We start from the raw sequence: 23059 nt of genomic DNA on the forward strand, positions 1-23059 counted from the left end.
CGGCGCTCCTGGTGTACGCCTGGATCCTGCTCGGCTCATGGGTGGCGCTGTTCCCCGGCACCCTGGAGGCGGCGATCGGGGTCCGGTACCCCTTCCGCGCCGTGTGGGGCGTCTCCCGCTTCACGTTCGAGACGTTCACCCTGAGCACCGTCGGGCTGCTGCTGGCGGTCGCCGCCGCGGGGTACGTGACCCAGCGCGTGCGCACACAGTCCGGCGACGATCAGCGTCAGGCCCGCCCACCCCGATAGCGCGGGCGCCGCGACGCCGGCCAACAGCGCCTCGCCGAGCAGGGTGAACGGCACCTCGGCCGCCTGGGTCGCCTCCACCGCGCCGAGCGCGGCCGGCTGGTTCCGGACCAGGTCGGTGGCGCGGAAGAAGAGCGTGGTGGCCAGCACGCCGGAGAGCAGCGCGACGATCAGCGACTGGGTCAACTGGCCGCCGGACGGCGGCCCTTGGGTGACCGCGGCGGCGCCGGCCAGCGCCAGCCACAGCGGCAGCGAACCGAGCGTCATGGCGAGCGTCCGCTGCACCCCGTCCAGTCCGTCGCGCCCGAGCAGCCGGCGGTTGCCGAGCGGGTAGGCGACCGCGGCGAGGAGGACCGGCAGCGCCACCTTCAGCGCGTCGCCGAGCCCGGTGCCGCCGGCGCCGCGGAGCTGGGTGAGGACGACGCCCAGCACGATGAGCGCGGAGACGCCGAGGGTGCGCAGCGGGAGCCGGTCGCCGCCGAGCGCGCCGAGCGCGATGCCGGCGACGATCACGACCTGCCAGGTGGCGGCCACCAACCAGCCGGCGCCGTGCTCCCCCGCCCAGGTCAGCGGCGCGTAGAAGAGTCCGAAGCCGACGGTCGACCAGAGCAGCCAGCCGCCCGGTCGGGCCCGCAGGCTGCGCAGCACCGCGGGCAGTCCGCCGCGCAGGGCCACCAGCGCCACCAGCGGGACGACCATGAACAGGTAGCGCAGGCTCGCGGTCCACATCCAGGAGCCGCCGGCCAGGCTCATCGTGCGGTTGAGCACGAAGGTGGTGGCGAAGCAGGCGGCGGCGAGCACGCCGAGGCACATGGGGAGGCCGACGCCGGCCCGTGCGCCCCGCGCGGATATCGGCACGGTGCTCCCTTCCGGAACCGTGGGGCAGCGCTCTTCGACCGGCTGACCTGCGGTTCCCCGTTCGGCGAAAGGCGCCGACGAGGACCGCCGCGCGCACTGACATCTGAAATGTTAGTGCTCCCCACAGGCGGCCCGGCACCGGGGTCGGCCGCTTAGGATCAGGGGGTGACCGCACTGGAACCCGTGCCGAGAAGGCTCCTGCGCGACAAGGCGTACGACGCGCTGGTGGAGGCGATCGTCTCCGGCGAACTGCCGCCCGGGCAGAAGCTCCACGACGGCGAGCTCGCCGAGAAGCTGGGCCTCTCCCGCGCCCCCGTACGGCAGGCGCTGGCCCGCCTCGCCGGCGAGCGGCTGGTGGTGTCCAAGCCGCAGAGCTACACCCGGGTCGCCCCGGTCGTGGCCGAGGAGATCCGGGACGCGCTCGCGGTCGTGCAGGCGATGCACGCCCTCGCGGTCCGCACGGCCGTGCCCCACCTTGCCGAGGAGCACCTGGCGCGGATGCGGGCGGCCAACGCCGCGTTCGTCGCCGCGTTGGACGCCGAGGACCCCGCCGCCGCGGTCGCCGCCGACGACGCGCTGCACGCCGTGCCCATCGAGGTGTGCGGCAACGAGGCGCTGGCCGAGACCGTCCGCCGCTACACCCCGCTGCTGCGCCGGCTGGAGCGGCGCCGCTTCTCCAGCGCCGCGGCCCGCGCCTCCGCCGCCCGGCACGACGCGCTGATCGACGCCTGCGCCGCCGGCGACACCGAGGCCGCGGTGGCGCTGTCCGGCGAGATCTGGGGCGGCCTCGACGCGGAGGAGGCGGCGGGCGCGCCCGACGCGCGGTGACCGCGGCCGGACGGCGCGGACGGCCGGGCGTCGACGGCCGGTTCCTGCCCCGGAGTTGGCCGACACCGCCCCTTTCGAGCGAACCGAATCGTTCTTCCTGCCGCCGTTCGAGCGAGCCGCGGAATGCGCCCGGAGCGGGCCGGGCAGCGGTCGGGCTATCGACACGGGGCCGGTCGGCCCCGCCCCTGTGCGCGGAGGAAGCCCATGCCCCTCGAAGAGACCCCCGAGACCCGGCACCCGTCGGCGGTCACCGTCGAACTCGGCGCGTTCCAGGTCGAGACGGTCCGCTCGGTGTCCGGAACGGCGTTCGGCATCGCGCCGCCCGGCGGCCTCCCCGACGGGGCGGGGAGTCCCGGCGAGATCACCATCGTGCGCGGCCCGGACCAGAGCGCCGCGTTCACCGACTGGCTGACCAGATGCCTGGCCGAACGCGCCGCCGACCGGCCCCGACAGACGGTGACGGTGGTCCACTACGCCGCCGACCGCACCCCGTTGCGCCGCTACCGGCTGGCCGGCGCCCGCCCGACCACCTGGGAGACCCCGGAGGACGGCGCACCCGCGGAGTCGGTGACGCTGACGTACGAGGAACTGACCGTCACCATCTGACCCAGCGGCCAACCGACCGTGGTTGCATGTCCGTTGAGGGTCGCGCGGCTCCACGTCGACCCCGTGTCCAAGGGGGTCCCATGCCGCGTCCGTTCCGTTTCGGTGTCACCCTGCTCACCCTCGGCTCCGGCCCGGCCTGGCGCGCGAAGTGCCGGCACGCCGAGGAACTGGGCTATGACGTGCTGCTCGTCCCGGACCACCTGGGGTGGCCGGCGCCGTTCCCGGCGCTGGTGTCCGCGGCCGCGGCGACCACGCACCCACGGGTGGGCACCTTCGTGCTCAACGCCGCGTTCCACAACCCCTCGTTGCTGGCCCGCGAGGTGGCCACCACCGACGCGCTCACCGACGGGCGGCTGGAGCTGGGCCTGGGCACCGGCTACGTCAAGCGCGAACACGACGACGCCGGGCTGCCGTTCGGGACGGCCGGTGAGCGGGTGACCCATCTGGAGCGCACCATCGAGGAGTTGGACCGGCTGCTGGGCGACCCCGAGCATCTTCCGCGGGCCGCCCAACGCCCCCGCCCGCCGCTGATGATCGGCGGCAACGGCCCCCGGATGCTGCGGCTGGCGGCGCGGCACGCGGAGATCGCCGCGTTCACCGGCGCGCGCCAGGCGCCGGGCAAACCGGAGGGCACGCTGGCACTGCTCCCGGCCGACGAGCTGGCCGCGTCGGTCGCCACGTACCGGAAGTACGCCGCGGACCGCCCCGAGCCGGCCGAGCTCAACCTGATCATCCAACGCGTGGAGGTGACCGACGACCGACGCGCGGCCGCCCGCGACATCACCGCACAGGGCGTCGGCATAACCGAGGACCAGGCGCTCCAGGTCCCCACCCTCCTCCTCGGCACCCCGGCGCACATGGCCGACCAGCTCCGCGAACACCGAGACCGCTACGGCTTCTCCTACCTCACCGTCCTCGACGCGGCCATGGACGCCTTCGCCCCCGTCATCGCACACCTCAAGGGCACCTGACCAGCCCGGATACCCAAGTCGACCGACCCACGACAGGACGTGGCACCCACCGCTCTTCCCGCCCACCCAACGCCCCGCGCCCCAGACGCAAAGAGCAACCCCCACGGGGGCGGCCGACAACGTGGGCCACAGAAACGGAACGCATACCCCTTTGCCGACCCTTTACCATGGGCTCTCCGGCACGGGACACCGAAGGTCCCGGCCCCCTCCGGCGAAAGGTGTGTGAGCGTCCGGCCATGGCCGAGCCTCCTAGTTGTCGTACGCCCCTGCGAAGGACGTGGCGCGTCCCTGCGAAGGACCCGCAACAGGGCGCGATCCTCCCGAACGTGTCCGACCATGGGACGGAGGTGACCCGATGACCGACCTGCTCCTGCTGGCCGTGGCGCTTCTGCTGACCCTCGCCTGCGGCATCTTCGTCGCGGCGGAGTTCTCGCTGACGACCGTGGAGCGCGGCGACCTGGAGCGCTCCGCCGCCCGCGGCGAGCGCGGCGCGGACAGCGCCCTGAAGGCGGTCCGCGGGCTGACCTTCCAGTTGTCCGGCGCCCAGCTCGGCATCACCGTCACGGGCCTGCTCATCGGCATGCTCTCCAAGCCGGCCATCGCCACCCTGCTGGACAGTCCGCTGCTGGCGATCGGACTGCCGCGCGCCGCCGCGGACTCCCTGGCGGTGGTCCTGGGGACCGCGCTCTCCACCGTCGTCCTGATGGTCATCGGCGAGCTGGTGCCCAAGAACTGGGCGATCTCCAGTCCGTTGGCCGTCGCCAAGCGGGTCGCCACCGCCCAGCGCGGCTTCAGCGCCGCCTTCAAGCCGTTGATCACCCACCTCAACAACACCGCCAACCGGACCGTCCGTCGGCTGGGCCTGGAGCCGGCCGAGGAGCTGGCGTCGGCCCGCGGGCCGCAGGAGCTGGTGGCGCTGGCCCGGCACTCCGCCAAGGCGGGCGCCCTGGAGGCGGACACCGCCGAGCTGTTCGTCCGGACCCTGAACCTCGCCGACCTGACCGCGGAGAACGTGATGACCCCGCGGGTGCAGGTGGTGGCCCTGGAGGTGCAGTCCACCGCCGAGGACGTCGCCAGCGCGTGCCGGGCCACCGGGCTGTCCCGCTTCCCCGTCTACCGCGGCAACCTCGACAGCGTCGTGGGCGTGGCGCACATCAAGGACGTGCTGGCCGTCCCGGCCGAGCTGCGCGCCCGCCACCCGGTCTCCGAGCTGCTGCGCGAGCCGCTGCTGGTGCCCGAGACGCTGACCGTGGACCGGCTCCTGGACCGGCTGTCGGGCCGGCGGACGATGGCCGTGGTCATCGACGAGTACGGCGGCACGGCCGGGGTGGCCACGCTGGAGGACATCGTCGAGGAGGTGGTCGGCGAGGTCCGCGACGAGCATGATCCGTTGGAGACCCCGGACCTGGCCGCGGCCGGTTCCGACGCGGACGGGCGGGCGGTCTACCAGGCCGACGGCGCCGCCCGCACCGACCAGTTGGAGCGGATCGGCCTGCGGCTGCCGGAGGGCCCGTACGAGACCCTGGCCGGCGTGATCGCGACCGAACTGGGCCGCATCCCGGCGCCCGGCGACAGCGTGGAGGTCGCGGGCTGGACGATGGACGTGCTGGACGCCTCCGGGCACCGCGCGGCCCGGGTGCTGCTGCACGCCCCGCCGGTCGGCGTCGGCGGCGAGGAGGCCGGCCGATGATCGCGTTCCAGTTGTTCGTCGGCCTGCTGACCCTGGTCGTCAACGCCTTCTTCGTCGGCGCCGAGTTCGCGCTGATCTCGGTCCGCCGCAGTCAGATCGAGCCGCACGCGGAGGCCGGCGACCGCCGGGCCGGCAGCGTGCTGTGGGGCCTGCAACACGTCTCGGCGCTGCTGGCCGCCGCCCAGTTGGGCATCACGCTGTGCACGCTGGTGCTGGGCGCGGTGGCGGAGCCGGCCATCGCGCACCTCCTGGAGCCGCTCTTCGACGCGGTGCAGATCCCGCACGCGCTGGTCCACCCGATCTCGTTCGTGATCGCGCTGGCCGTGGCGACCTATCTGCACATGCTCTTCGGCGAGATGGTGCCGAAGAACCTGGCGTTGGCCGAGCCGGTCCGTACCGCGCTGCTGCTGGGGCCGCCGCTGGTGGCGCTGGCCCGGGCGCTGCGCCCGGTGATCTTCTCGATCAACGCGCTCGCCAACGCCCTGCTCAAGCTGCTGCGGGTGGAGCCCAAGAGCGAGGTCGCGGCCGCCTTCTCGGACGCCCAGCTGGCCGAGTTGGTCGAGGACTCGCGGGCCGCCGGGCTGCTCGACGAGCGGGCCCAGGAGCGGCTCCGGGACGCCCTGGAGCTGGGCCGCCGCCCGGTGCGGGACGTGGTGCTGCCAGTGTCCGAGGTGGTCTCGGCGCGGATGGGGATCACCCCCGAGGAGTTGGAGCGGCTGGCCGCCGAGTCCGGGTTCTCGCGGTTCCCGGTCGTTGACGACACCCGCCGCATCCTCGGCTATCTGCACGTCAAGGACGCGCTGGACGCCACCGGGCGGACCGCGCCGTTCCCGGTGTCGGCGCTGCGCCCGATCGCCCGGGTCAAGGCCGCGACACCGCTGGACGACGTGCTGACCGCGCTGCGCGGTTCGCGTACGCACGTGGCCGCGGTGATCGGCGACGACGGCCGGCTGGCGGGGCTGGTGACCATGGAGGACGTGCTACGGGAGCTGGTGCTGCAACAGCCCACGGCCTGACCCCTCGCGGGCGTCCGCCGGAGATGCGAGACCCCCGGAAACACCATCACTGACCGATCGGTTAGATTGCTAACCGATCGGTCAGTCGCGTGCGCGTGCCGCCGCGACGGCCCGGTCACGCATCCGTACGCGCACGCGACGAGGGGGCAACACCATGGACCGCACGACATGCTGCGTGGTGGGCGGCGGCCCGGCCGGCATGATGCTCGGGCTGCTGCTGGCCAGAGCCGGCATCGAGGTCACCGTCCTGGAGAAGCACGGGGACTTCCTCCGCGACTTCCGCGGCGACACCGTCCACCCGTCCACTCTGAACCTGCTCGACGACCTCGGCCTCGGCGCGGAGTTCGCCCGGCTGCCGTTCCCGAAGCTGGAGGAGATGCGGATCCAGGTCGACGACACCACCGTGGTGATGGCCGACATGCGGCGCATCCCCGGACCGCACAAGTACTTCGCCATGGTCCCGCAGTGGGACTTCCTCGACCTGATCGCCCGCGCCGCCGCCGAGGAGCCCGCCTTCACCCTGCGGATGCGCACCACCGCCACCGGACTGCGCACCGAGAACGGCCGGGTGACCGGGGTGACCTACGTCGACGAGCACGGCGACGCCGGGGAGTTGGCCGCCGACCTGACCTTCGCCTGCGACGGCCGGAACTCGCCGATCCGGGCGGCGGCCGGGATGCGGCAGCAGTACCTCGACGTCCCGATGGACGTCTGGCAGATCCGGGTGGACGCCCCGAGCGACGCCGTCAAGGAGGGTCGGGTCTTCGCCCGGTTCGGCGGCGGCCAGGTCGCGGTCACCATGGACCGCGGCAGCTACTTCCAGACGTCCTACCTCATCGGCAAGGGCCGGGACGCCGCCATGCGCGGCCACGACGTCCAGTGGCTGCGGGACCGGCTGGGCGCGCTGTTCGGCTGGGACGACGAGGTGACCGCCACCATCGGCTCCTGGGACGACGTCAAGCTGCTGGAGGTGACGTTCGGGCGGCTGCGGCGCTGGCACCGGCCCGGCCTGCTGTGCATCGGGGACGCCGCGCACACCATGTCGCCGGTCGGCGGGGTCGGCGTCAACCTCGCCCTCCAGGACGCGGTGGCCGCCGCCCGGATCCTGGCCGGGCCGCTGCGCCGCGGGACGGTCGGCGACGAGGACCTGGCCCGGGTGCAGCGGCGGCGCGAGTGGCCGATGGCGATGGTGCAGAAGTCCCAGCAGAGCGAGCACGCCATGATCCGCTCCGCGCTGAACGGCACGCTGCGCGGGGACCGACTCCCGGTGCCGATGCGGCTGTTGCGGCGGGTGCCGGCGCTGCGGACCGTCACCGGCTACCTCGGCGGCATCGGCTTCCGGCCCGAGCCGACCCCGGACTTCGCGCGGGGCGCCGCTACGAGGCCGGGCGCAGCACGGCGTTGAGGGTGAAGGTCTCCAACTCCGCGGCGGCGGCGTCCAGATCGAGGTCCGGGTGGGCGAGCCAGTGCCCGATCAGCCCGTCGATCGCGCCGCCGATCGCCAGCGCCACCGTGCGGGTGTCGAACTCCCGCAGCACCCCGGCCCGTTGGCCCTCCGCCAGCAGCGTGGCGAGGCCCTGCCAGCGGTCGTAGGTGTCGTGCGAGCCGGGCGTCTTCAGCCGGGTGCCGCCGTGGTCGTCGAGCAGCATCTCGGTGATCACCCGGACCTGGCGGCGGTTGTCCCGCTGGTAGCCGATCATCGCGTGCACGTAGGCGACGACGGCGGCCAGCGGGTCGGCGGCCCGCTCCACCCGCTCGCGGACGTAGCCGCCGAACTGGTCCAGCACCTGGGTCAGCGCCGCGCGGGTGAGGTTGTCCTTCGAGGAGAAGTGGTAGAGCACCGCGGCCTTGGAGACGCCGGCCCGCTCGGCGATCGCCGACAGCGAGGTCGCCGGGTAACCGCGGGTGGAGATCAGCTCGATGGTGCAGTCGATCAACTGCTGCCGCCGGGCCCGTTCGGTGAACGTCGCCGCCTCGGGATCCGCGCTCCGCCGAGGACTCATCCCACGCCCACCTCTGCCTTCGCCGCCTGTTCGCGGTGCCTCTTCGCGGCCGGCACTCCGGCCGCTGTCGACCGTACACCGCGGGATAGGATCACCGCGCCATGGAGATGAATGCGCAATACAACAGCTTCGTCGCGGTCGGCGACAGCTTCACCGAGGGGATGTCGGACGACCTCCCGGACGGCTCCTACCGGGGCTGGGCGGACCTGCTCGCCGCCCGCCTGGCCACCAGGGCGCCCGGCTTCCGGTACGCCAACCTCGCGGTGCGCGGCAAGCTCATCGACCAGATCGCCGACGAACAGTGCGGCCCGGCCGCCTCGATGGGCGCGGACCTGGTGACGCTGGTCGGCGGACTCAACGACGTGCTGCGCCCCCAGTGCGACGTGGAGCGGGTCTGCGCGCGGCTGACGGAGTGCGCGGAGCTACTGGCGCGCGGCGGCGGGCAGTTGGTGCTGATGCGCAGCCCGGGCCGCCGCGGACCGGTACTGGAGCGCTTCCGGCCGCGCATGGAGCGGCTGTTCGCGCGGATCGACGAACTGGCCGCCCGGCACGGCGCGCTGGTCGTCGACCTCTACTCCTCCGCGGCGCTGGCCGATCCGCGACTGTGGGCCGAGGACCGGCTGCATCTGAACGCCGAGGGGCACCGTCGGGTCGCCGAGGCGGTCTGGCAGGCCCTGGGCCTGCCGGCGGAGTCGGACTGGGACGCACCACTGCCGCCCCCGGTCCCGCCGCGCTGGGCCGACCGGCGCGCCGCCGACCTGCGGTTCGCCCGCGCGCACCTGGTGCCGTGGATCGGCCGCCGGCTCACCGGACGCTCCACCGGGGACGGCCGGACGGGCGCCCAGTTCAGCGCCGAACTCGGCCGGCCCTTCTGGATATCGCCGACGGACCACGCCAACCCCGGCCCCGTGACGGGCTGGCGACCGGTCGGATCGTGATCCGCGCGGACTGGCGGGCCACCTGCCGCGCGACCGCGGCGCCGCGCGCCGTCCGGGCGCCCCTCGCGCGGCGAACGGGCCCGGGCCGGCACCCCCGCCAGGCGTTACGCTCGATGTGCACGCACCCGTTCCGATTCGTGCGGAGGCGGCCATGAGCCAGTACGACGAGTACACCACTCCGTCGCAGGCCGAGGGCGAGCGGCTGGACGAGGACAGGGACCCCAACGAGCCGCGGCACCCCGAGACGATGCGCACCCAGCCGTCCCAGGCGGAGGGCGAGCGCCGGGCGGAAGACGACGAGGACTGACGGCCTGGATCTGCGCGCGCCCTCCGCGGGCCCGCGCCTGTAGGAAAGCACAGCCGGGACCGGGGCGCTGGCCTGCGCAAACCGCCAGGAGAAGCAGGCGACGGCTGCTACCTGCGAGAACGCGCTTGGGGCAAGGTTCACCCCTCCCTAAGCCCCTCCCTATGTGATCTAGAGCCCCGCCGTCGTCCTCGACAGGGCGTCGGCGGGGCATCGCCGTGTCACCCACCACTAAGGCTACGGCCAGCCGTAGGCCCGTGGCTGACGGCGAGGACGCCACACACCGGGCTGGCATTTAGACAGGCTTCCGCCGACGCCTGCCGGCTGGTGACCTGCGTGCGGTCCCGTCACGGCGGGCAGTGGTCGTCGTTGGTGGGGTATAACAATCGCGATGGCCAAGGCGCTCGCCCGGGATGCCGCCGAACTCCTCACGGCCCACGAGGACGCAAAGCGGCATCCAGCCCCCGAGGTGTACACCCCTGCCGAGGGCCTAGCTCACATGCACTGGTATCCGGAGTCTTTCCGTACCGCACTTCGCGAAGTACATCCAGCCGTTCGCACTGGACGGTTAATCAACGTCCTTAACCCGGCAACGACGGTGCTGGAGTCCCGAGATTCAGTCAGCGCGGACGCAACGGCCAATGCACTCCTGGCCCTACGGCGGCTTATCGACGCACTTGCGGCCGATATCGAGTGAATGACCATAGCCAAGGGTTATTAGACCCGCGCCCGCACGCATCTCCATGAACGGGAGTCTGTGATACGCCCGGTCACGCACGTCGAGTGCCGTACCGTCAGCCTTCCCCGGGGCGCCGGCCCGTTGGGCCGAGCGAATACTCGGCACAACCTCACCGGCACACCGTTGATGCGGCATGACCACTCGAAGGACACCCCACGGCCACCTACCTGGGCATCTCTATGGCCGTTGACACAGCTGAGGGCGTCCGGATCAAACCCACAGAATTAGGGGCTGCGCAATACCGCGCACCCTCACCCCAACTCTGCCGGATGCCGCTGTGCTGGCCTCCGCCTGGACACCCGCCTTCGACTAGCCGCCGCACCCTCCGCGGACGGCTTCCGCGCGTGACGCCAACCGCACAACGCCTGCAGGTCCGCCGGGGCGTGATCGTCGCCCGGAACGACGTGGTCCACGTCCGTGGCTGGCGCCGAACACCGCGCCCCCGTATCCCGCAGCAGGGCCACGCGCTGGAAGCCATCCCGCTTCAGGACGGACAGGCGCCGGACCGGCCGTCCGCGGGAAGGCGGGAGCGTCGGTTGCTGCCGCACCAGGGCATGGAACTCTCCCCTGCAAATGCAGCTGGAACGTGACAGCCTTGCAGTTGTCTTGATCTACGTCAGCCGCGTACTACATGACCACCGGACGGATCTGAAGCGTTCGCTGCTTTCCAACGGTGAATGATCTCGCTCTTTACCGATTCCAGGGCGGAATCAAACTCCCCACGTAGGGGCGCTGGCAAATAGACATACGTGTCATTCACCAGGTCCAGCCTGATCCGGTACGTGGAGCCACGGCGGCCTTTGCGGTATGACACTTGAGTGTCGTCATCGACAAAGACGCTTCTGATGTCGCGCCAGGGTATGAAGCGCCGCCGTAGCGGGGTCCTGGTCCGAACACCTTCGGCGCTGACGTATGTCCGCCCGGCAGTGAAGTAATAAGCCACGAGCGAGACGGGCAGCATGACCAATCCTCCGGTACAGAGGGAGGACCACTGCCCGGCTGCGCTGCTGCGTGGCTGCCCGAAGCCGTGGATGTATCCGCCCCAGCCAAGACCGAAGAACAGAAAGCACGTCGGGAGGATCCCCCCGATGACGAAGAACGCCACGGCACCCCACTGCCACGCGTGGGACACGGCACGGTATTCGATAGTTTGCACGCTTTCACCCTATGCTCCAGCCGGACTGCGACAGCGCACCACCCCTGACAAAGTTGGCGCCTGGATGGAGGCGCCGTAAGCGACCCCGGCCGGAATCGCACCGCGTCATCCCGGAAGACACCGGGGCGCGGGGCGGGAGGAGCCGGGCGGGCGCAACGCTCACGCCTCCACGTCGGACACTGGAGCCCACGGCATGGGGCCCGCCTTCATTTACATGAACAGGGGCCCGTGGCACCCACAACGCCAACGGGCGGGCCTCTCACACACCTGGGGGGCAGAAAAAGCGCCCCCAGCTCCTTCTCTCTTATGAACTCACATGAAAAAGAAGGAACTACGCGCGGATGGCGGCCCAGGTCACGTAGCCCCCATCGAACCCTTCGTGCTGGCCAAGGTCCTCGGCGACTCGGTGCACTAGATACAGGCCCGGCTCCTCCTGCGGCTCCGGAAGAATTCGGTTCATTTCACCGATGGAGACCAAGGCATGTGAGCCGTCGTAAGAGATGCGGCCGGCGAGGTCAACGCTGGCGCGGTGTCGCGCGGTGACGTCGACGAGTTCTGTGAGGACAGCGAGGACGGCCTCACCCAGGGGCTCAGCCTCCGGCGCCGAGCCGAGCAATGCCGGCAGGACCATCGCCGCGAATCTACGGGCGCGTCGCAGCACCTCGGTCGGGCCATGCTCGGGGCCGATCCTGAACTCCAGCGAGGTTTCCTGTCCCAGAGCCTGCTGCGGGGCCGAGCCTTCTAGATGTGTGGTCGTGGTCGATCGCAGGCCGGAGGCCAGGAGCATCGGCATGGCGTCGGAGATCGTCATGGCTTGTCCGTCCTGTGGAATGACTCGTGATCGAATGTTAGTTCGACACACGAGAGCGCGAGGAGCCTGGCACCAGGAGGAGCACAGCAACACACTCTCGCGCAGTGACGGGGGTGAGCGGGGGCGCGGAGGTGGGCGGTTGCATGGATGATCGACGCTCCTCGTCAAGTACGACACAAGGGGTAAAACAGCCTAAGCAGCCAGTAATGGCGCATTGGCCTGATCACCATGAAACGGGGTTGAACGGGATTCGTCAAACCATCTGTGGCAGACCGCCACCTGTATCCAACAATCGTTGGATCGGAGGATAAGGTGGGCGTGATGGTTCCAAAACCCGCCAAGGAAGACCCCCACCACCGTGACCCCACCCACCCTGCGGCATTCCTTCGCCGCGCGCCTGAACCTGTTGTTCGAGGCGTGCGCCCCCGAAGACCCTGAACGTCCCGGCCGGTACGTCGAGTACACCAATCAACAGGTGGCCGACGAGATCAACAGGCGCCACGGCGCCAGCACGATCACTGGTGAGTACATCCGCCGACTGCGCAAGGAGGGCGGCCCTAACCCGACCGAGCGCTACCTCTCGGTCCTCGCGGACTTCTTCCAAGTCCCTCTCGACGCCTTCAAAATCACAGGCAGCCCGAGCGAGATCGCCGAAAAAGTCATGGCCGAGGCGCAACGCTTCGTCGAAGCTAAGCGTCGACAACAACAAGCGGAGCAAGACGCTCCGGATGTTGCGGTACTAGCTCGCGCGGCCCGACGTCTCTCCCCTGCGGGGCAAGCCCGCGCCGCTCGGTACGTCTCACAACTCGAAGAACTTGAACGACTGGAGCATGAGGCAGACGGCTAGCTGACCTGCCCGACGCTTCCCCCTCTGCCAAGGTGTCCCGGTGATCCACCATCCCGACAGTCAGATCCGATGCGCCCTCAACAGGATCGACCTACCACACGACCTGACCGTCGAAAGTCTCTTCACCGCGGTCCAGGCCATGTACCCCAAGCCCTTGGAGCTCCTTCGCGGGGAACCCCCCATTGAGGGACTACGGGCCAACGGGCTATGGCTCACCCGCCCGGATGCCGACGGTGACGCCATGTGGATCGCCCCTGAACTCAGCGGCGCTGCCGCGATCCATAGCCTCGCCCACGAGGTCGGGCACTTCCTCCTCGGCCATGAGCCGGTGGTCCTTCCTGCCCGCCCCAAGGCTCCCGAACCCGAGGAATTCGCCTTTCTCAGCGCCGACTTCCTCAGCGGCTGTCTCATCGGCCGCACTCGGTCTCAAGACGGCTCCCAGGATCCGGCGTACCAGCAGATCGAGAACGAGGCCGAGCGTTTCGCCTTCCTGCTGCGTCGTAAGGCCGACGAGCATGCGCGCGACACCCGGTACGGAGCTGACCCTCTGCTCCACCGGCTACACCACAGCCTGTAACCCGTACCCACTTCCGCTAGAAGACCAACTGTGCCCACAGACGACATAATCGACCTGCTCACCACTGTCCCGCTGTGGGCGGTGGTGGCCTTCCGGCTCTACGCCCGGCCCACGAATCCGGGGCAGTGGGCAATCTTTTGGACCTTCACGACGCTCACGGTCGCGGCGACCTTGCGTCTGACTTTCATTGAGCACGGCATCACTGCCCTGACCGGCGTTCCTGATCTGGCCATCCTGCCCAAGCATCTGCTGGTGATGCTGTCCTGCTTCCTGCTCCTGGGCTGGGTGGAAACGGTGGTCCCGCCGCGCGATCCGGAGCCTGCCTGGCGCCGCTGGACGACCCTGCGGCACCGCATGGGGCTGTACGCCATCACTGGCATTGCCGGTGCTGCAACGTTCCCCTTCGCCGCTCTTTCGCTGACGGCGCCTGACGGCTCAACGGACTTTGCGACACCGCAGTACGGCAACCTCGCTGGAACGCTGCACCTGTCGATGTACCTGTTGCCGATGGGCATTGCTCTGTCGCTGTCGACGCTGTTGTGCCTGACCGCGGCCCGCCGGACCGATGGGCTGCTGCGGCTGTGCATGCAGCTGATGGCCGCCGGTGCCGGTGTGGGCGCCTTCTATCCGACGTACCGACTCACGTTCCTCATCTGCGGCCTGACCGACTGGACGTACCCGCTCACCGAAGCGCAGTTCCACCTCGGTGGAAGTCTCATCCAGGCCGTGACAATCCTCCTGGTGATCGCCGGCAGCTCCGTCCGCGCCGCCGACATCCTCGTGCGTGCGATCCGTTACCGCCGCGGCCTGATCGCCCTGCGCCCTCTGTGGCAGGAACTCGTCTCGGTCCTCCCACCTGATGTGATCCGCGCGCACTTCAAGGCCGGCACGTCGATGAAGGACGACCGTAGGCGCCTGCGTGACCTCTACGGTCGCCTTGACGAACGCGTGGTGGAAATCTCTGACGCCACCTTCGAGTTGTTGCCGTGGGTTAGTAGGGACTTGTATCACCAAGCCCTCGCTGCTGCGCGTGCCGAGGGCTTTCACGGTGCGGATGCCCGTGCAGCTCGTGAAGCGATCTGCCTGCGCGTTGCCCGTATCAAGGCCGTTGACGGTGACGTTGTCGCCCTGCACCCGGCCGGCTCCCTCCTCTCCCTCCAGAACGACCTGTTGGCCAATGCGGTCTGGCTGGCCCGGGTCGCTCATCACCACACCGACCAGCGCCTGGTCGAAGTCGCCACCGAACTGGCAGGCCAGGCGCCGCTTCAGGAAGTACGAACCACATGACCGACACCGTCCAGACTGCCTCTCGCACCGACGAGCACCGTGCTGCTCGTCTCATCACCAACGGCATGGAGCCGCGCAACGTCATCGTCCTGGTGAGCCTCGGCGTCGGCCTTGCTCAGGAAAACCGGGCGACAGGTCTCCTTTGGGCGCTGGAAGCGATCCTCTTCTCTGCTGCCATACCTGTCGCCTACATCAAGTTCGGAATGCGCAAGGGCATGTGGGCCGATCGCCATGTCGGCCAACGCAAGCGCCGGCTGCTGCTCATTCCCGTCATCATGGCGTCCGTTGCCACGGGGATCGCCATCATGATCTGGCGCGAGGCGCCGTCAGCCATGGTTGCGCTGGTCGTCGCGATGCTCGCAACGCTGGCCGCACTGCTGCCTATCACTGCCTTCTGGAAGATCAGCGTCCACACGTCGGTCGCCGCTGGTTCCTTGGCAATGCTCGCCGTCACCTACGGCTCGCTGGTGTGGCTCGCCATCCCACTTGTCGCGGTGATCGGCTGGTCTCGCGTCTCGCTCCGCGACCACACCCCCGCGCAGACCGTCGCCGGCGCGGTCGCTGGCGCTGTGGTCGCTGGCCTGGTCTTCACGGCGGTGAGCGCGTGACGCTACGTCCCCTCTGCCTGTAGGAAGCACGGCCATGATGATCACTGCTCGCGGACTCGCCGACGTCGCTCCGCCCCGCCACATAGCGTTCATTGCTGACGGAAATAGGCGCTGGGCCAAGGCTCATAACGCCACGGTCGCGGAGGGCTTCTCTCAAGGGGCGGCCGCGGTACACCACGTGTTGGAGCAGTGCCGGGCCCTGGGGGTTGAGGTGGCGACGGTCCATCTCATGTCCGACCGGAATTTCGAACGGGATCCGGCGGAGGTCGCCATCCTCGCCAAGGTGATAGCCGACCTGGTCGACACCGCGGCCGCCGCCTCCACTGGTCCCGTCCGAATCCTCTCCAGCGGCCCCATCATGCCGGCGCGTGCACCGCAGTTCCTCAAGGACGTCATCGCGCGTGCCGAGCGAGACACTGCGGACCGCGCTGGCGCCGGCATGGCTGTCTGCTTCGGGATCGGCTACGACGGACAGGCCGACATCGCCCAGGCCGTGCACCAGGCCATGGTCGTGCCTCCTCGCACCCCGCTCGGCGCTCCGACCGTCGATCAGTACCTGAGCACGGCCGGGCTCCCGAATCCCGACCTCATCGTCCGCACGTCTGGGGAGCGTCGTCTGTCCGGTTTCTTGTTGTGGCAAGCGGCCGACGCGACCCTTCACTTCGATGACCGGCTATGGCCCGACTACGACGCGGCCGCCCTCACCGAGGCCCTCACCGTTCACGCCGCCCAGACCCGCGCCTTCGGCCGCTGACCTCGGCCCCGGCTGCGGCCAAGGTCAAGGGAGCGCGTGGTCGTTCGGTTCGGGTCTTCGGGCCGGTTGCTCTCCGGCTGTCGGGAACAGTCAGGCCGCCAAGGCGAAGCGGGCCCGGTCGAGGCGTTCCAGGTACTCGCGGGTGGCCTTCCGGCCGATGTACCGGGCAAGTGCCGTTCCGCGCGCGGGGCGTTGCAGCTTGCCCTGCTCGGCGTCCAACGCCTTCGCGCGTTCGACGATCGCCTTCATCGACAAGCCGTGCTTGAAGTCGGCGCCAACTTGGGCTTCCGTGGCGACGTATTCGGCTGCCTTGCGCGGGCGAAGCCTGGCGGCCAATACGGTGTCGGCCGCGCAACCGAGGACACAGAAACTGCAGCTCAGTCTGCCCATGCCCCAGTCGTACGCCTGGTGGTACGGCAGGCCCGAGCGCCCGATTTCCTTCCATACCTCAGCATCCGTCCAGGTATGGATCGGTCGCCATGACGTCACGTGCCGTTTGCCGTTGCTAGCTGGCCGATCAATCTCCACCGTAGCGAGCTTCGCGCGCGGCGGAGACTCCGCGGCCCGTGGGCCCAGGCAGTTGAGGATGCGCACCGGCCGGCCCAGTGAGCTGAGTTCGGCGACAAGGCGCGTCATCAGCTTCCGGATTGGGCCTCTCTTGAGGTCAGAGGCACCATCTCGCCGAGCTTGAAGGCCAGGCCGGCGCGATCTTCGCTGTGGCGGGGTCGCGCCCCTCTTCTCTGGCTTCCTTCTCCGCCTTGGTCTTGAGCTTGAGGAAGCGGGCGACGGTGCGTGCCAGGATGTCGCCGCCTTCGGTCTTCACCACTTCAAACCGTACTCCGAGGAGTCGGGCTTGCTCCTCAGCGAGCTGGCGGGTTCCCTCCCACTCGATGTCGCCCAGGTCGGCATGGACGATCACAACGCGGTGGAGTACGCCGATCTTGGCTGCCAGGGCGCAGACGTGGGAGGCCATCGCCTGACTGTCTTTCCCTCCACTGGAGTTCACGAGTATCCAGTCAGCGAGGCGCAGGAGAGCAGTCGGAATGGTTGTGGAGGGTCTGTCTGGGACGGACGGGTGGACGCGGCGGGCGCGCTTCTTCGGTGCGGGTGTCTTTGGGAACAGGGCGAGTTGGGCGTCCATGGTGTCCTCGGCAAGCTGGTGCACTGGTGCAGTGGGTGAGGGGTAGGGGGCCGGGGCACGTGTAGCGCCCCGGCTAGGAGTTGGCTACAGGCCGGCGTTGGGCAGTTCCGTGGAGCACAGGCGTCGGTAGAACAGGCCACCGTCACGTCGGGAGGCTGCGCGGGCGGCCGGTATCGCCTCGGCGGCCCGTCGGGCGGCCGTGTAGTCGCCTGCGTGGACTTGGGCGATGGTCTGGCCGTCTTTGGAGGTGATGCGCCACCAGTCGGTCGGCTCGCCCTCTTGCATCTCGACCTCGGGGAGTGGGCGGAGTTCCGTCAGCGGGACTCGTATCTTGTGGCCCTCTCGGGCGCTGTACGCGGTCACGGTGCCGTCTGGGTGAGGGTTGCCGATTGGCAGGACGACGTCGCGATAGTCGGCGTTGTTCGGGTCGGGGAGGTAGAGGGCCGCCTCGGGCAGGTTGGGGCCATGGTTGGTGTGGGGCTTGGAGGGCATGGTGTGTTTCCTCACGCGGGGTGTTGGGTGGGGAAGAAGGTGCCGGGGTGGACCGGTCAACGTCGCGCCCCGGGGGCCGTCAGCGTGAGGGGCTGGTCAGGTAGTCGGCGATGACCTCCGCGGCGGCCTTCGAGTCGGCACCGCAGTTCACCGGGCCACCGTCGCCGCTTACGAACAGCGCGTCCCCGACCGGCGCTCCGCATTCGTCGTGCAGGAACACTGTCCATCCAGTGTGCGCGGCCGGGACATGGTCAATCGACGGGTACCGGTCCCCCACGGACAGGTGCGGCCGGTTGCAGACGTCCGTTGCAGGGGTGGCAGGGTCCAGGGGAATGACGTAGGTCATGCCCACGTCGTCGCTGTACCCGTTGACGCCCCACTGGGCGAGGGCGGCAAGGAACACCCCACCAGCAGTCGGACGGGGCACGGTGAACCACTCAGCTACGGCCTGGGCGCACTGTTTCACGTCATCTCCAGGCGTTTCGTACACGGTGGCGACCTCTTCGAAGCCGGGGCCATCGAGACCCCAGGCCACGGCGTAGTAGCCACTCCCGTCGCAGTTTTGGGGAATCACCACAACGTGTTCGCCGTAAAGTGCGCGGTCCTGCGGGACGTTGGCGGGGTGCGCGACCAGAAGGCCCTCCTCCTCGTCGACATAGCCGGGGATTCCGACGCCGGAAAGCGCCTCCAGCACAGTGCTGTTGAACATGGATTGCCTTTCGATTAGGTCCTGATGGCGGTTGCTCTCCGCCGAGGTGTGGATAGGCCGCGCCGCCTGCGCAGGGCGGCGCGGCCTAGACGGGTGTTAGACGATGCGCTGCACCTGCGGGAAGCCTGAGACCAGGCGGCGCCCCAGTTCGGTCACGTGCGGGACGTACAGCGGGCCGCGTACGCCGTCGTCGCCTTCGGTGGAGTGCACAGTGCCGTTGGGGTTGCGGTATTCGATCAGGCCGTCGCGGTGCAGCGTCCTTGTGATCCGCCGCGGAGTGCCCTCGGGCAGACGGCCACCAGGTCCGGCTTCTCGGAGCGCAGTTCGGCCGGCGTCATTGAGGAGCGCGCGGCGGCCGCGGCTGTTGATGGACAGGAACGTCGGGCCGTCGTATCCGGCCCAGCGGGCGCCTGCAGCGGCGCGGCCGGTGTTGGTGACTTCGGTGACCCAGTGGGCAAGGTGCATGGCGTCCTTGACGCGGCTGTTGGTGCCGGCGGGGACGCGGCCCTTGTCTTCGGCGAGTGCGGCGAGTAGCGCGCGACGGTGGGCGGGGGTCGGGCTCTTGCGGTTGGCAGCGGGAGACGCAGGCACGGCAGTCCTCTTCCGTTCGGGTCTTGGCGTTGGTGGTTGCTCTCCACCAACACGAGAAATACTACAACACGCGTCACGCCATGTCCAGTTGATCGTCCGCGATTCGGCCCCAGTTAGAGCGCTGGACCATGTTGATCGTTGGCGTATCCGCAGTGTCCACCGAGGGCGACTTGCACAACCTACTGAGGCAAGGGTTCGACTTCCCGCACTTCTACGGCGCAAACTGGATACGTTCTGGGATGCAGTCAGCGGCCTAGGGCGCTTCTGACGGATCTCCGTGGAGGAAGGAGCGGCGTCTGGTGCGTGCGATCGCAAGGCGCCGGGATGTCTTCATAGCGGAGCTATGGGGACATTTCGGCAACGCGGCGAGCGTGCGTGCCAGACGCCGCGACGCCGCGGAGATCCGTCAGAAGCGCCCTAGGTATCTTGTCCGCCGTAGTGTGCCTTCTTCCATGCGACTTGGTCGGCGCTTACCGATGAGTGGATGGCGTAGACGTCGCCGATGCGTTTGTCCCATCGTCGGCGTCTCTCGTTCTCGTGGGCTCGCAATGCCATGACGGATACCTGGGAGGCGGGCTGCCAGTGCAGGGTGAGAGACGGTTCGTTGCAGTCCGGGACGTACTCCATGTGCACTCCCCGTTTGGCCAACAGCCTTTCCAGTTTGTCGAAGCGGAGGTGGCGGTCGAAGCGGCCGTACCGATCTCGGATCGCTTTGTTGACCAGGCTGCCGCCCCAGTACGAGAGCTGACGCACGTGCACGGTGAAGTGGTGGCCCTCCCACGGATGGTCCGGCGATTCCCGTTGCCAGAAGAACTCGACCATTCCGTAGTCGCGGCACAGGCTGTCGTCGTAGACGCGGTTTTCGGCGAAGTCGGGGCCGAGGATGGCGGTGACCTGGTCGGGGCTATCCGTTGGCTTGGCGCCGAGCACGGTTCCGGATGCGACCACGTCCATGTAGAACGCGAGGGAATACGGAGTCAACTGAACTTTCCTGGAGGAGGTCGAGATGGCTAGGAGCGGCCGCCTCAATATAGGCGACCGACACGCCATGACGATTCATCGGAAGGGGCCTAGTCGCGATCCCCGACCGCGTTCGGTTCGTTGGGACTTGCCCCTGGAGCAGGTGCCAAGTGCTGCCCGCATGCTTGGCCTGCAGCTCAATCGCTATCGGGACGCGTACCGGCCGGACCTGCTGATCGAGTACGTATAGGCGGCATCCTTGCTGGGTGGATCTGCCTGACGTGGCGGTACCGACGCAGGAGAACGCCATCCGGCTGCCTGTCGAGCCACTCCCGGCGCTCCTCGGCCGCCGCCTGCTCCCACTCGATCACGGGCCCAGTCGGGTCGACGTGCGGAACGAAGTCAGATGCCAACACGACGTCAATTACGGCGTCACGTTCCTGGATGAGAAGCGACGGGTTCGCTGATGTGTTGTGGCCTGCGAAGTGGTCGATCCGGCCGGTCCGCCATTCCCGCTCGGTCATGTATGGGCCGATCTCCTCGGCTGCCGCCAGCACAGCCGACCACCGGTCGACGGCCTCGACGGTCGTTGCTTTCAGGCAGCGAGCGAACATGTCTTGCCACGCGGCAGCGTAGGGCCCGAGGGAACCGTCCGGCTGCCATTCAGCACGGGCCGGGACGACGTGGATGACCTCCCCGCGCAGATGGATGACGGTGAACGTCCGAGTGACTTTGTTGAGCGAAACAGGCATAGCGAAGGGAGTCCGTCCAGGCGATGAAGAGGGAGAGTTATGAGCGTTTTGAGCGGTCTCTACGCGCGCACGCGTACGCGCGTAGACCTTGGAGTCAGTCAGTGTCGTGGAGGCGGGGCTCCCCGGTGTCAGCGGTTGGGGTGGCGGGGGGCGACTCTGCCTGTCTGCTCCAGCAGCGCCATGTAGTCGCGCGTGGTTCGGATGCGGAACGTGTGGATGGTTTGCGTGCCGTCGCGGGTGTGGCGGGTGACGATGAGTTCGCCGCCGTTGCGCCCGGGGCGGTTGCGGGCGGGGGCCAGCTCGAAGCGGTAGGTGGCGGAGCCCATGCGGCGTTCCCATGCGACGGAGATGCGCCAGTTGGTTGGGCGGCTGACGTACATGGTGAAGCGGTGGGTGTTGGTGGCGTGGTCGCGCTCAGGTCTCTTGCAGCGTTGGCACAGGATGACGTCGTTGGGGTTGCGGGTCTTCATGGGGCGTGTCCGTTTTCGTTGGCTCGGTTGCTCTCCGAGCGGTGGGGCGGTGGGGGCAGTGCGCCGGCGTGGGTTCGGTACGTGGGTGCACCGCCGGGTGGGGTGGTTGATGGTGTGGGTTATTAGAAGGCGCAGGTGCCTGCAAGGTGGCCGCGGTCGCTGGCGGCGATGGTGGCTGTGCCTCGGATGCGGAGGTCGTGGGTGTTGTCGTAGTCGCGCCACCAGCGGGCATCGGCGTCCCAGGCGCCCTCGCCGCATATGAAGCCGTAGAAGGTTCCTCCGCCGTATCGGCGGTAGAGGCCCAGGCCAGAGCAGACGTTGTTGGCTTCGTCGGGGCGGGCAGCGAGGATCGCTTCGAAGATGGTCCGGACCGTGGTGGCCGCCCAGGAGTTCGCCGGGTGTGCCACCGACTGGAAGTCGATACCGCGGGCGTTGGGGTTGATGCCTTCTCGTGCGGCGATGGCGAGCAGGCGGGCGACGGTGTTGGGGATGACTGCGTACAGGCGTCCTGCGGCGTCGGTGGTCACGGTGACGTCGGCGACGGTGAGGGTTGGGGTGGTGGCGGTCATGGCAACTCTCCGGTTTGGATGTCCTCGGTTGCTCTCCGAGGTGGCGAGGGGCAGCCCCGCCCGCCGGGGCGGGCGGGGCTGGATGGGTCAGGTGTTGGTCGGGTCGCCGTTGTTGCGCATGGCCTCGATGAGGGCGAAGTGCCAGACAGGTGAGCAGCGCTGGAGGAGAGGGTTGAACGCGGCAGCGCGGACTTCGGGGGTAAGGGCGTGAGCCGCTGCGCGTGCCTGGTGATAGAAGGCGCGAGCCTCTCCGTAGGTGACGCCGTGGCGGTGCATGTAGTTGTCGATGACGGTTTCGCGCCCGTGGGTGTTGAGGGCGCATATATGAGCGTCGTAGCGGTCGATGGCAGTGACCTCGAAGACGTCCATGCACTCGCCCCAGGACATTTCGAGATAGAGGGCGGTTCGGTCTTCCTGGGTTGCGGGGGTGAAGAGGACCGCGTGCACGACGCCGTCTCGCATGAGGACGGTGAAGCTGCGGGGGATCTTGTTCAGAGTGACGGGCATGGATGTGCCTTTCGAGTTGGGTCTTGCGCCCGGTTGCTCTCCGGGCGGTTGCGGTGGGTGTTCCACCAACACCAAAAACACTACAGCACGCGTCACAATTTTGGAAATTAGATCGCGGAAATGTCATCTGACCTGCCCTTACATGCCAGTCAATGAGACCGCGAGCGACGCGTGTTGCACTTTCAGGTTTGGGGTGTGTAGCGTGCAGATCGCACCACCGGCCCGGAGAGCAACCGGGCACCAACAGACCCATTCCGAAAGGGACTTGCCATGCGCATACCGCGCCTTCTCGCCCGTCGCCCCCGCCCCATCGCGCTGCTCGCCACCGGGTTGACTGCGGCCGCCATTGGCACGTTGACGGCTTTCGGGAGCGTCTACGACGGCGAGCACGCGGGAGTTGTGTTCGGTACGCCCGGCTGCTCCGTCAGCCTCGAATGGCGCGGCACCCCTGGTGTTTTCGGTTCCTGCACGGGGTCCGATCCGAATGCCGCAGTCGTGACTGCCTACAACGACGGCTGGACCGACGGGCAGTCAGATCTCCGGGACAACAACCGTGATGGCCACACAGAAGGGGGCGCAAGCGGCTGGAGCCGCAGCGCTCGCACCGCTGCCGACCGCTGACCTGCCGCC

At 69.0% G+C, this 23059-nt stretch carries 29 protein-coding genes; 15 read left to right on the forward strand and 14 right to left on the reverse strand.

Annotated features, from left to right (window positions below; genetic code table 11):
• Window positions 1–35: 35 nt before the first annotated feature.
• Window positions 36–1103 (reverse strand): multidrug resistance efflux transporter family protein, encoded by a 1068-nt coding sequence (locus ACIQU6_RS27840; RefSeq protein WP_403484420.1) that lies wholly within the window; start codon window positions 1101–1103, stop codon window positions 36–38.
• A gap of 165 nt (window positions 1104–1268) precedes the next feature.
• On the opposite strand from ACIQU6_RS27840, the gene ACIQU6_RS27845 reads away from it, so the two are divergent.
• The 6 genes from ACIQU6_RS27845 (at window position 1269) to ACIQU6_RS27870 (ending at window position 7619) form a co-directional block, all read left to right on the forward strand.
• Entirely contained in the window at window positions 1269–1931 is a 663-nt protein-coding gene (locus ACIQU6_RS27845) for a GntR family transcriptional regulator (RefSeq protein ID WP_403484421.1), read from the forward strand.
• Window positions 1932–2135: 204 nt separating this feature from the next.
• Complete coding sequence (locus tag ACIQU6_RS27850; protein WP_403484422.1) at window positions 2136–2537, forward strand: phage tail protein; 402 nt, start codon at window positions 2136–2138, stop codon at window positions 2535–2537.
• A gap of 80 nt (window positions 2538–2617) precedes the next feature.
• On the forward strand, window positions 2618–3508 hold the full coding sequence (locus ACIQU6_RS27855; protein WP_403484423.1) for an LLM class F420-dependent oxidoreductase: 891 nt from the start codon (window positions 2618–2620) through the stop codon (window positions 3506–3508).
• A 355-nt stretch (window positions 3509–3863) separates the two neighbouring features.
• Complete coding sequence (locus ACIQU6_RS27860; RefSeq protein WP_403484424.1) at window positions 3864–5198, forward strand: hemolysin family protein; 1335 nt, start codon at window positions 3864–3866, stop codon at window positions 5196–5198.
• On the forward strand, window positions 5195–6214 hold the full coding sequence (locus ACIQU6_RS27865) for a hemolysin family protein (protein WP_403484425.1): 1020 nt from the start codon (window positions 5195–5197) through the stop codon (window positions 6212–6214). Before ACIQU6_RS27860 ends, ACIQU6_RS27865 begins: the two co-directional genes overlap by 4 nt.
• A 154-nt stretch (window positions 6215–6368) precedes the next feature.
• Window positions 6369–7619 (forward strand): FAD-dependent oxidoreductase, encoded by a 1251-nt coding sequence (locus ACIQU6_RS27870; RefSeq protein ID WP_403484426.1) that lies wholly within the window; start codon window positions 6369–6371, stop codon window positions 7617–7619.
• Here ACIQU6_RS27870 and ACIQU6_RS27875 read toward each other — a convergent pair.
• Complete coding sequence (locus tag ACIQU6_RS27875) at window positions 7591–8217, reverse strand: TetR/AcrR family transcriptional regulator (RefSeq protein ID WP_403484427.1); 627 nt, start codon at window positions 8215–8217, stop codon at window positions 7591–7593. The two genes, ACIQU6_RS27870 and ACIQU6_RS27875, sit on opposite strands and share 29 nt — an antisense overlap.
• Before the next feature lie 101 nt (window positions 8218–8318).
• Here ACIQU6_RS27875 and ACIQU6_RS27880 point away from each other — a divergent pair, with 101 nt between their 5' ends.
• From ACIQU6_RS27880 to ACIQU6_RS27890, 3 genes are all read left to right on the forward strand, one after another.
• The gene (locus ACIQU6_RS27880) at window positions 8319–9155 is read left to right on the forward strand and encodes an SGNH/GDSL hydrolase family protein (protein ID WP_403484428.1); all 837 of its coding nucleotides are present in this window, start codon (window positions 8319–8321) and stop codon (window positions 9153–9155) included.
• Window positions 9156–9306: 151 nt separating this feature from the next.
• Window positions 9307–9462 carry a hypothetical protein gene (locus ACIQU6_RS27885; RefSeq protein WP_274911915.1) on the forward strand — a complete coding sequence of 52 codons (156 nt, stop codon included), beginning with the start codon at window positions 9307–9309 and terminating at the stop codon, window positions 9460–9462.
• Window positions 9463–9850: 388 nt separating this feature from the next.
• Window positions 9851–10156: a hypothetical protein gene (locus tag ACIQU6_RS27890; protein WP_403484429.1), complete on the forward strand. Its 306-nt coding sequence runs from the start codon at window positions 9851–9853 to the stop codon at window positions 10154–10156.
• 658 nt (window positions 10157–10814) lie between these two features.
• Here ACIQU6_RS27890 and ACIQU6_RS27895 read toward each other — a convergent pair.
• Window positions 10815–11354 (reverse strand): PH domain-containing protein, encoded by a 540-nt coding sequence (locus ACIQU6_RS27895; protein ID WP_403484430.1) that lies wholly within the window; start codon window positions 11352–11354, stop codon window positions 10815–10817.
• A gap of 331 nt (window positions 11355–11685) precedes the next feature.
• Window positions 11686–12165, reverse strand: coding sequence for a hypothetical protein (locus ACIQU6_RS27900; protein ID WP_403484431.1), 480 nt, complete (start codon window positions 12163–12165; stop codon window positions 11686–11688).
• A 358-nt stretch (window positions 12166–12523) separates the two neighbouring features.
• On the opposite strand from ACIQU6_RS27900, the gene ACIQU6_RS27905 reads away from it, so the two are divergent.
• Genes ACIQU6_RS27905 through uppS form a run of 5 tightly spaced genes read left to right on the forward strand, consistent with a single transcriptional unit; the run spans window position 12524 to window position 16238 of the window.
• Window positions 12524–13012: a hypothetical protein gene (locus ACIQU6_RS27905; protein ID WP_403484432.1), complete on the forward strand. Its 489-nt coding sequence runs from the start codon at window positions 12524–12526 to the stop codon at window positions 13010–13012.
• A gap of 40 nt (window positions 13013–13052) precedes the next feature.
• The gene (locus ACIQU6_RS27910; RefSeq protein ID WP_403484433.1) at window positions 13053–13589 is read left to right on the forward strand and encodes a hypothetical protein; all 537 of its coding nucleotides are present in this window, start codon (window positions 13053–13055) and stop codon (window positions 13587–13589) included.
• Between the two features lie 30 nt (window positions 13590–13619).
• On the forward strand, window positions 13620–14876 hold the full coding sequence (locus tag ACIQU6_RS27915) for an MAB_1171c family putative transporter (protein WP_403484434.1): 1257 nt from the start codon (window positions 13620–13622) through the stop codon (window positions 14874–14876).
• Window positions 14873–15484 (forward strand): phosphatase PAP2 family protein, encoded by a 612-nt coding sequence (locus ACIQU6_RS27920; protein WP_403484435.1) that lies wholly within the window; start codon window positions 14873–14875, stop codon window positions 15482–15484. The genes ACIQU6_RS27915 and ACIQU6_RS27920 overlap by 4 nt, the downstream gene beginning before the upstream one ends.
• 34 nt (window positions 15485–15518) lie before the next feature.
• Complete coding sequence (gene uppS / locus ACIQU6_RS27925; RefSeq protein ID WP_403484436.1) at window positions 15519–16238, forward strand: polyprenyl diphosphate synthase; 720 nt, start codon at window positions 15519–15521, stop codon at window positions 16236–16238.
• A gap of 90 nt (window positions 16239–16328) precedes the next feature.
• On the opposite strand, the gene ACIQU6_RS27930 is transcribed toward uppS, so the two are convergent.
• The 10 genes from ACIQU6_RS27930 to ACIQU6_RS27975 form a co-directional block, all read right to left on the reverse strand.
• On the reverse strand, window positions 16329–16874 hold the full coding sequence (locus ACIQU6_RS27930; protein WP_403484437.1) for a phosphoadenosine phosphosulfate reductase family protein: 546 nt from the start codon (window positions 16872–16874) through the stop codon (window positions 16329–16331).
• A 28-nt stretch (window positions 16875–16902) separates the two neighbouring features.
• Window positions 16903–17211: a hypothetical protein gene (locus ACIQU6_RS27935; protein WP_403484438.1), complete on the reverse strand. Its 309-nt coding sequence runs from the start codon at window positions 17209–17211 to the stop codon at window positions 16903–16905.
• A 252-nt stretch (window positions 17212–17463) separates the two neighbouring features.
• Window positions 17464–17871 carry a hypothetical protein gene (locus ACIQU6_RS27940; protein WP_403484439.1) on the reverse strand — a complete coding sequence of 136 codons (408 nt, stop codon included), beginning with the start codon at window positions 17869–17871 and terminating at the stop codon, window positions 17464–17466.
• A gap of 79 nt (window positions 17872–17950) precedes the next feature.
• The gene (locus tag ACIQU6_RS27945; RefSeq protein WP_403484440.1) at window positions 17951–18580 is read right to left on the reverse strand and encodes a hypothetical protein; all 630 of its coding nucleotides are present in this window, start codon (window positions 18578–18580) and stop codon (window positions 17951–17953) included.
• A gap of 96 nt (window positions 18581–18676) precedes the next feature.
• Complete coding sequence (locus tag ACIQU6_RS27950) at window positions 18677–19171, reverse strand: hypothetical protein (protein WP_403484441.1); 495 nt, start codon at window positions 19169–19171, stop codon at window positions 18677–18679.
• Window positions 19172–19588: 417 nt separating this feature from the next.
• Window positions 19589–20152: a hypothetical protein gene (locus ACIQU6_RS27955; RefSeq protein WP_403484442.1), complete on the reverse strand. Its 564-nt coding sequence runs from the start codon at window positions 20150–20152 to the stop codon at window positions 19589–19591.
• Between the two features lie 176 nt (window positions 20153–20328).
• Window positions 20329–20883 carry a hypothetical protein gene (locus ACIQU6_RS27960; protein WP_403484443.1) on the reverse strand — a complete coding sequence of 185 codons (555 nt, stop codon included), beginning with the start codon at window positions 20881–20883 and terminating at the stop codon, window positions 20329–20331.
• Window positions 20884–21011: 128 nt separating this feature from the next.
• Entirely contained in the window at window positions 21012–21353 is a 342-nt protein-coding gene (locus ACIQU6_RS27965) for a hypothetical protein (RefSeq protein ID WP_403484444.1), read from the reverse strand.
• Window positions 21354–21475: 122 nt separating this feature from the next.
• Complete coding sequence (locus ACIQU6_RS27970) at window positions 21476–21922, reverse strand: hypothetical protein (protein ID WP_403484445.1); 447 nt, start codon at window positions 21920–21922, stop codon at window positions 21476–21478.
• 87 nt (window positions 21923–22009) lie between these two features.
• Window positions 22010–22429, reverse strand: a complete 420-nt coding sequence (locus ACIQU6_RS27975; protein ID WP_403484446.1) for a hypothetical protein — start codon at window positions 22427–22429, stop codon at window positions 22010–22012.
• Window positions 22430–22699: 270 nt separating this feature from the next.
• Here ACIQU6_RS27975 and ACIQU6_RS27980 point away from each other — a divergent pair, with 270 nt between their 5' ends.
• Window positions 22700–23050: a hypothetical protein gene (locus ACIQU6_RS27980; protein WP_403484447.1), complete on the forward strand. Its 351-nt coding sequence runs from the start codon at window positions 22700–22702 to the stop codon at window positions 23048–23050.
• The last annotated feature ends 9 nt before the right edge of the window (window positions 23051–23059 follow it).

Source organism: Streptomyces sp. NPDC090442, from assembly GCF_044769405.1.
Classification (GTDB): Bacteria; Actinomycetota; Actinomycetes; order Streptomycetales; family Streptomycetaceae; genus Streptomyces.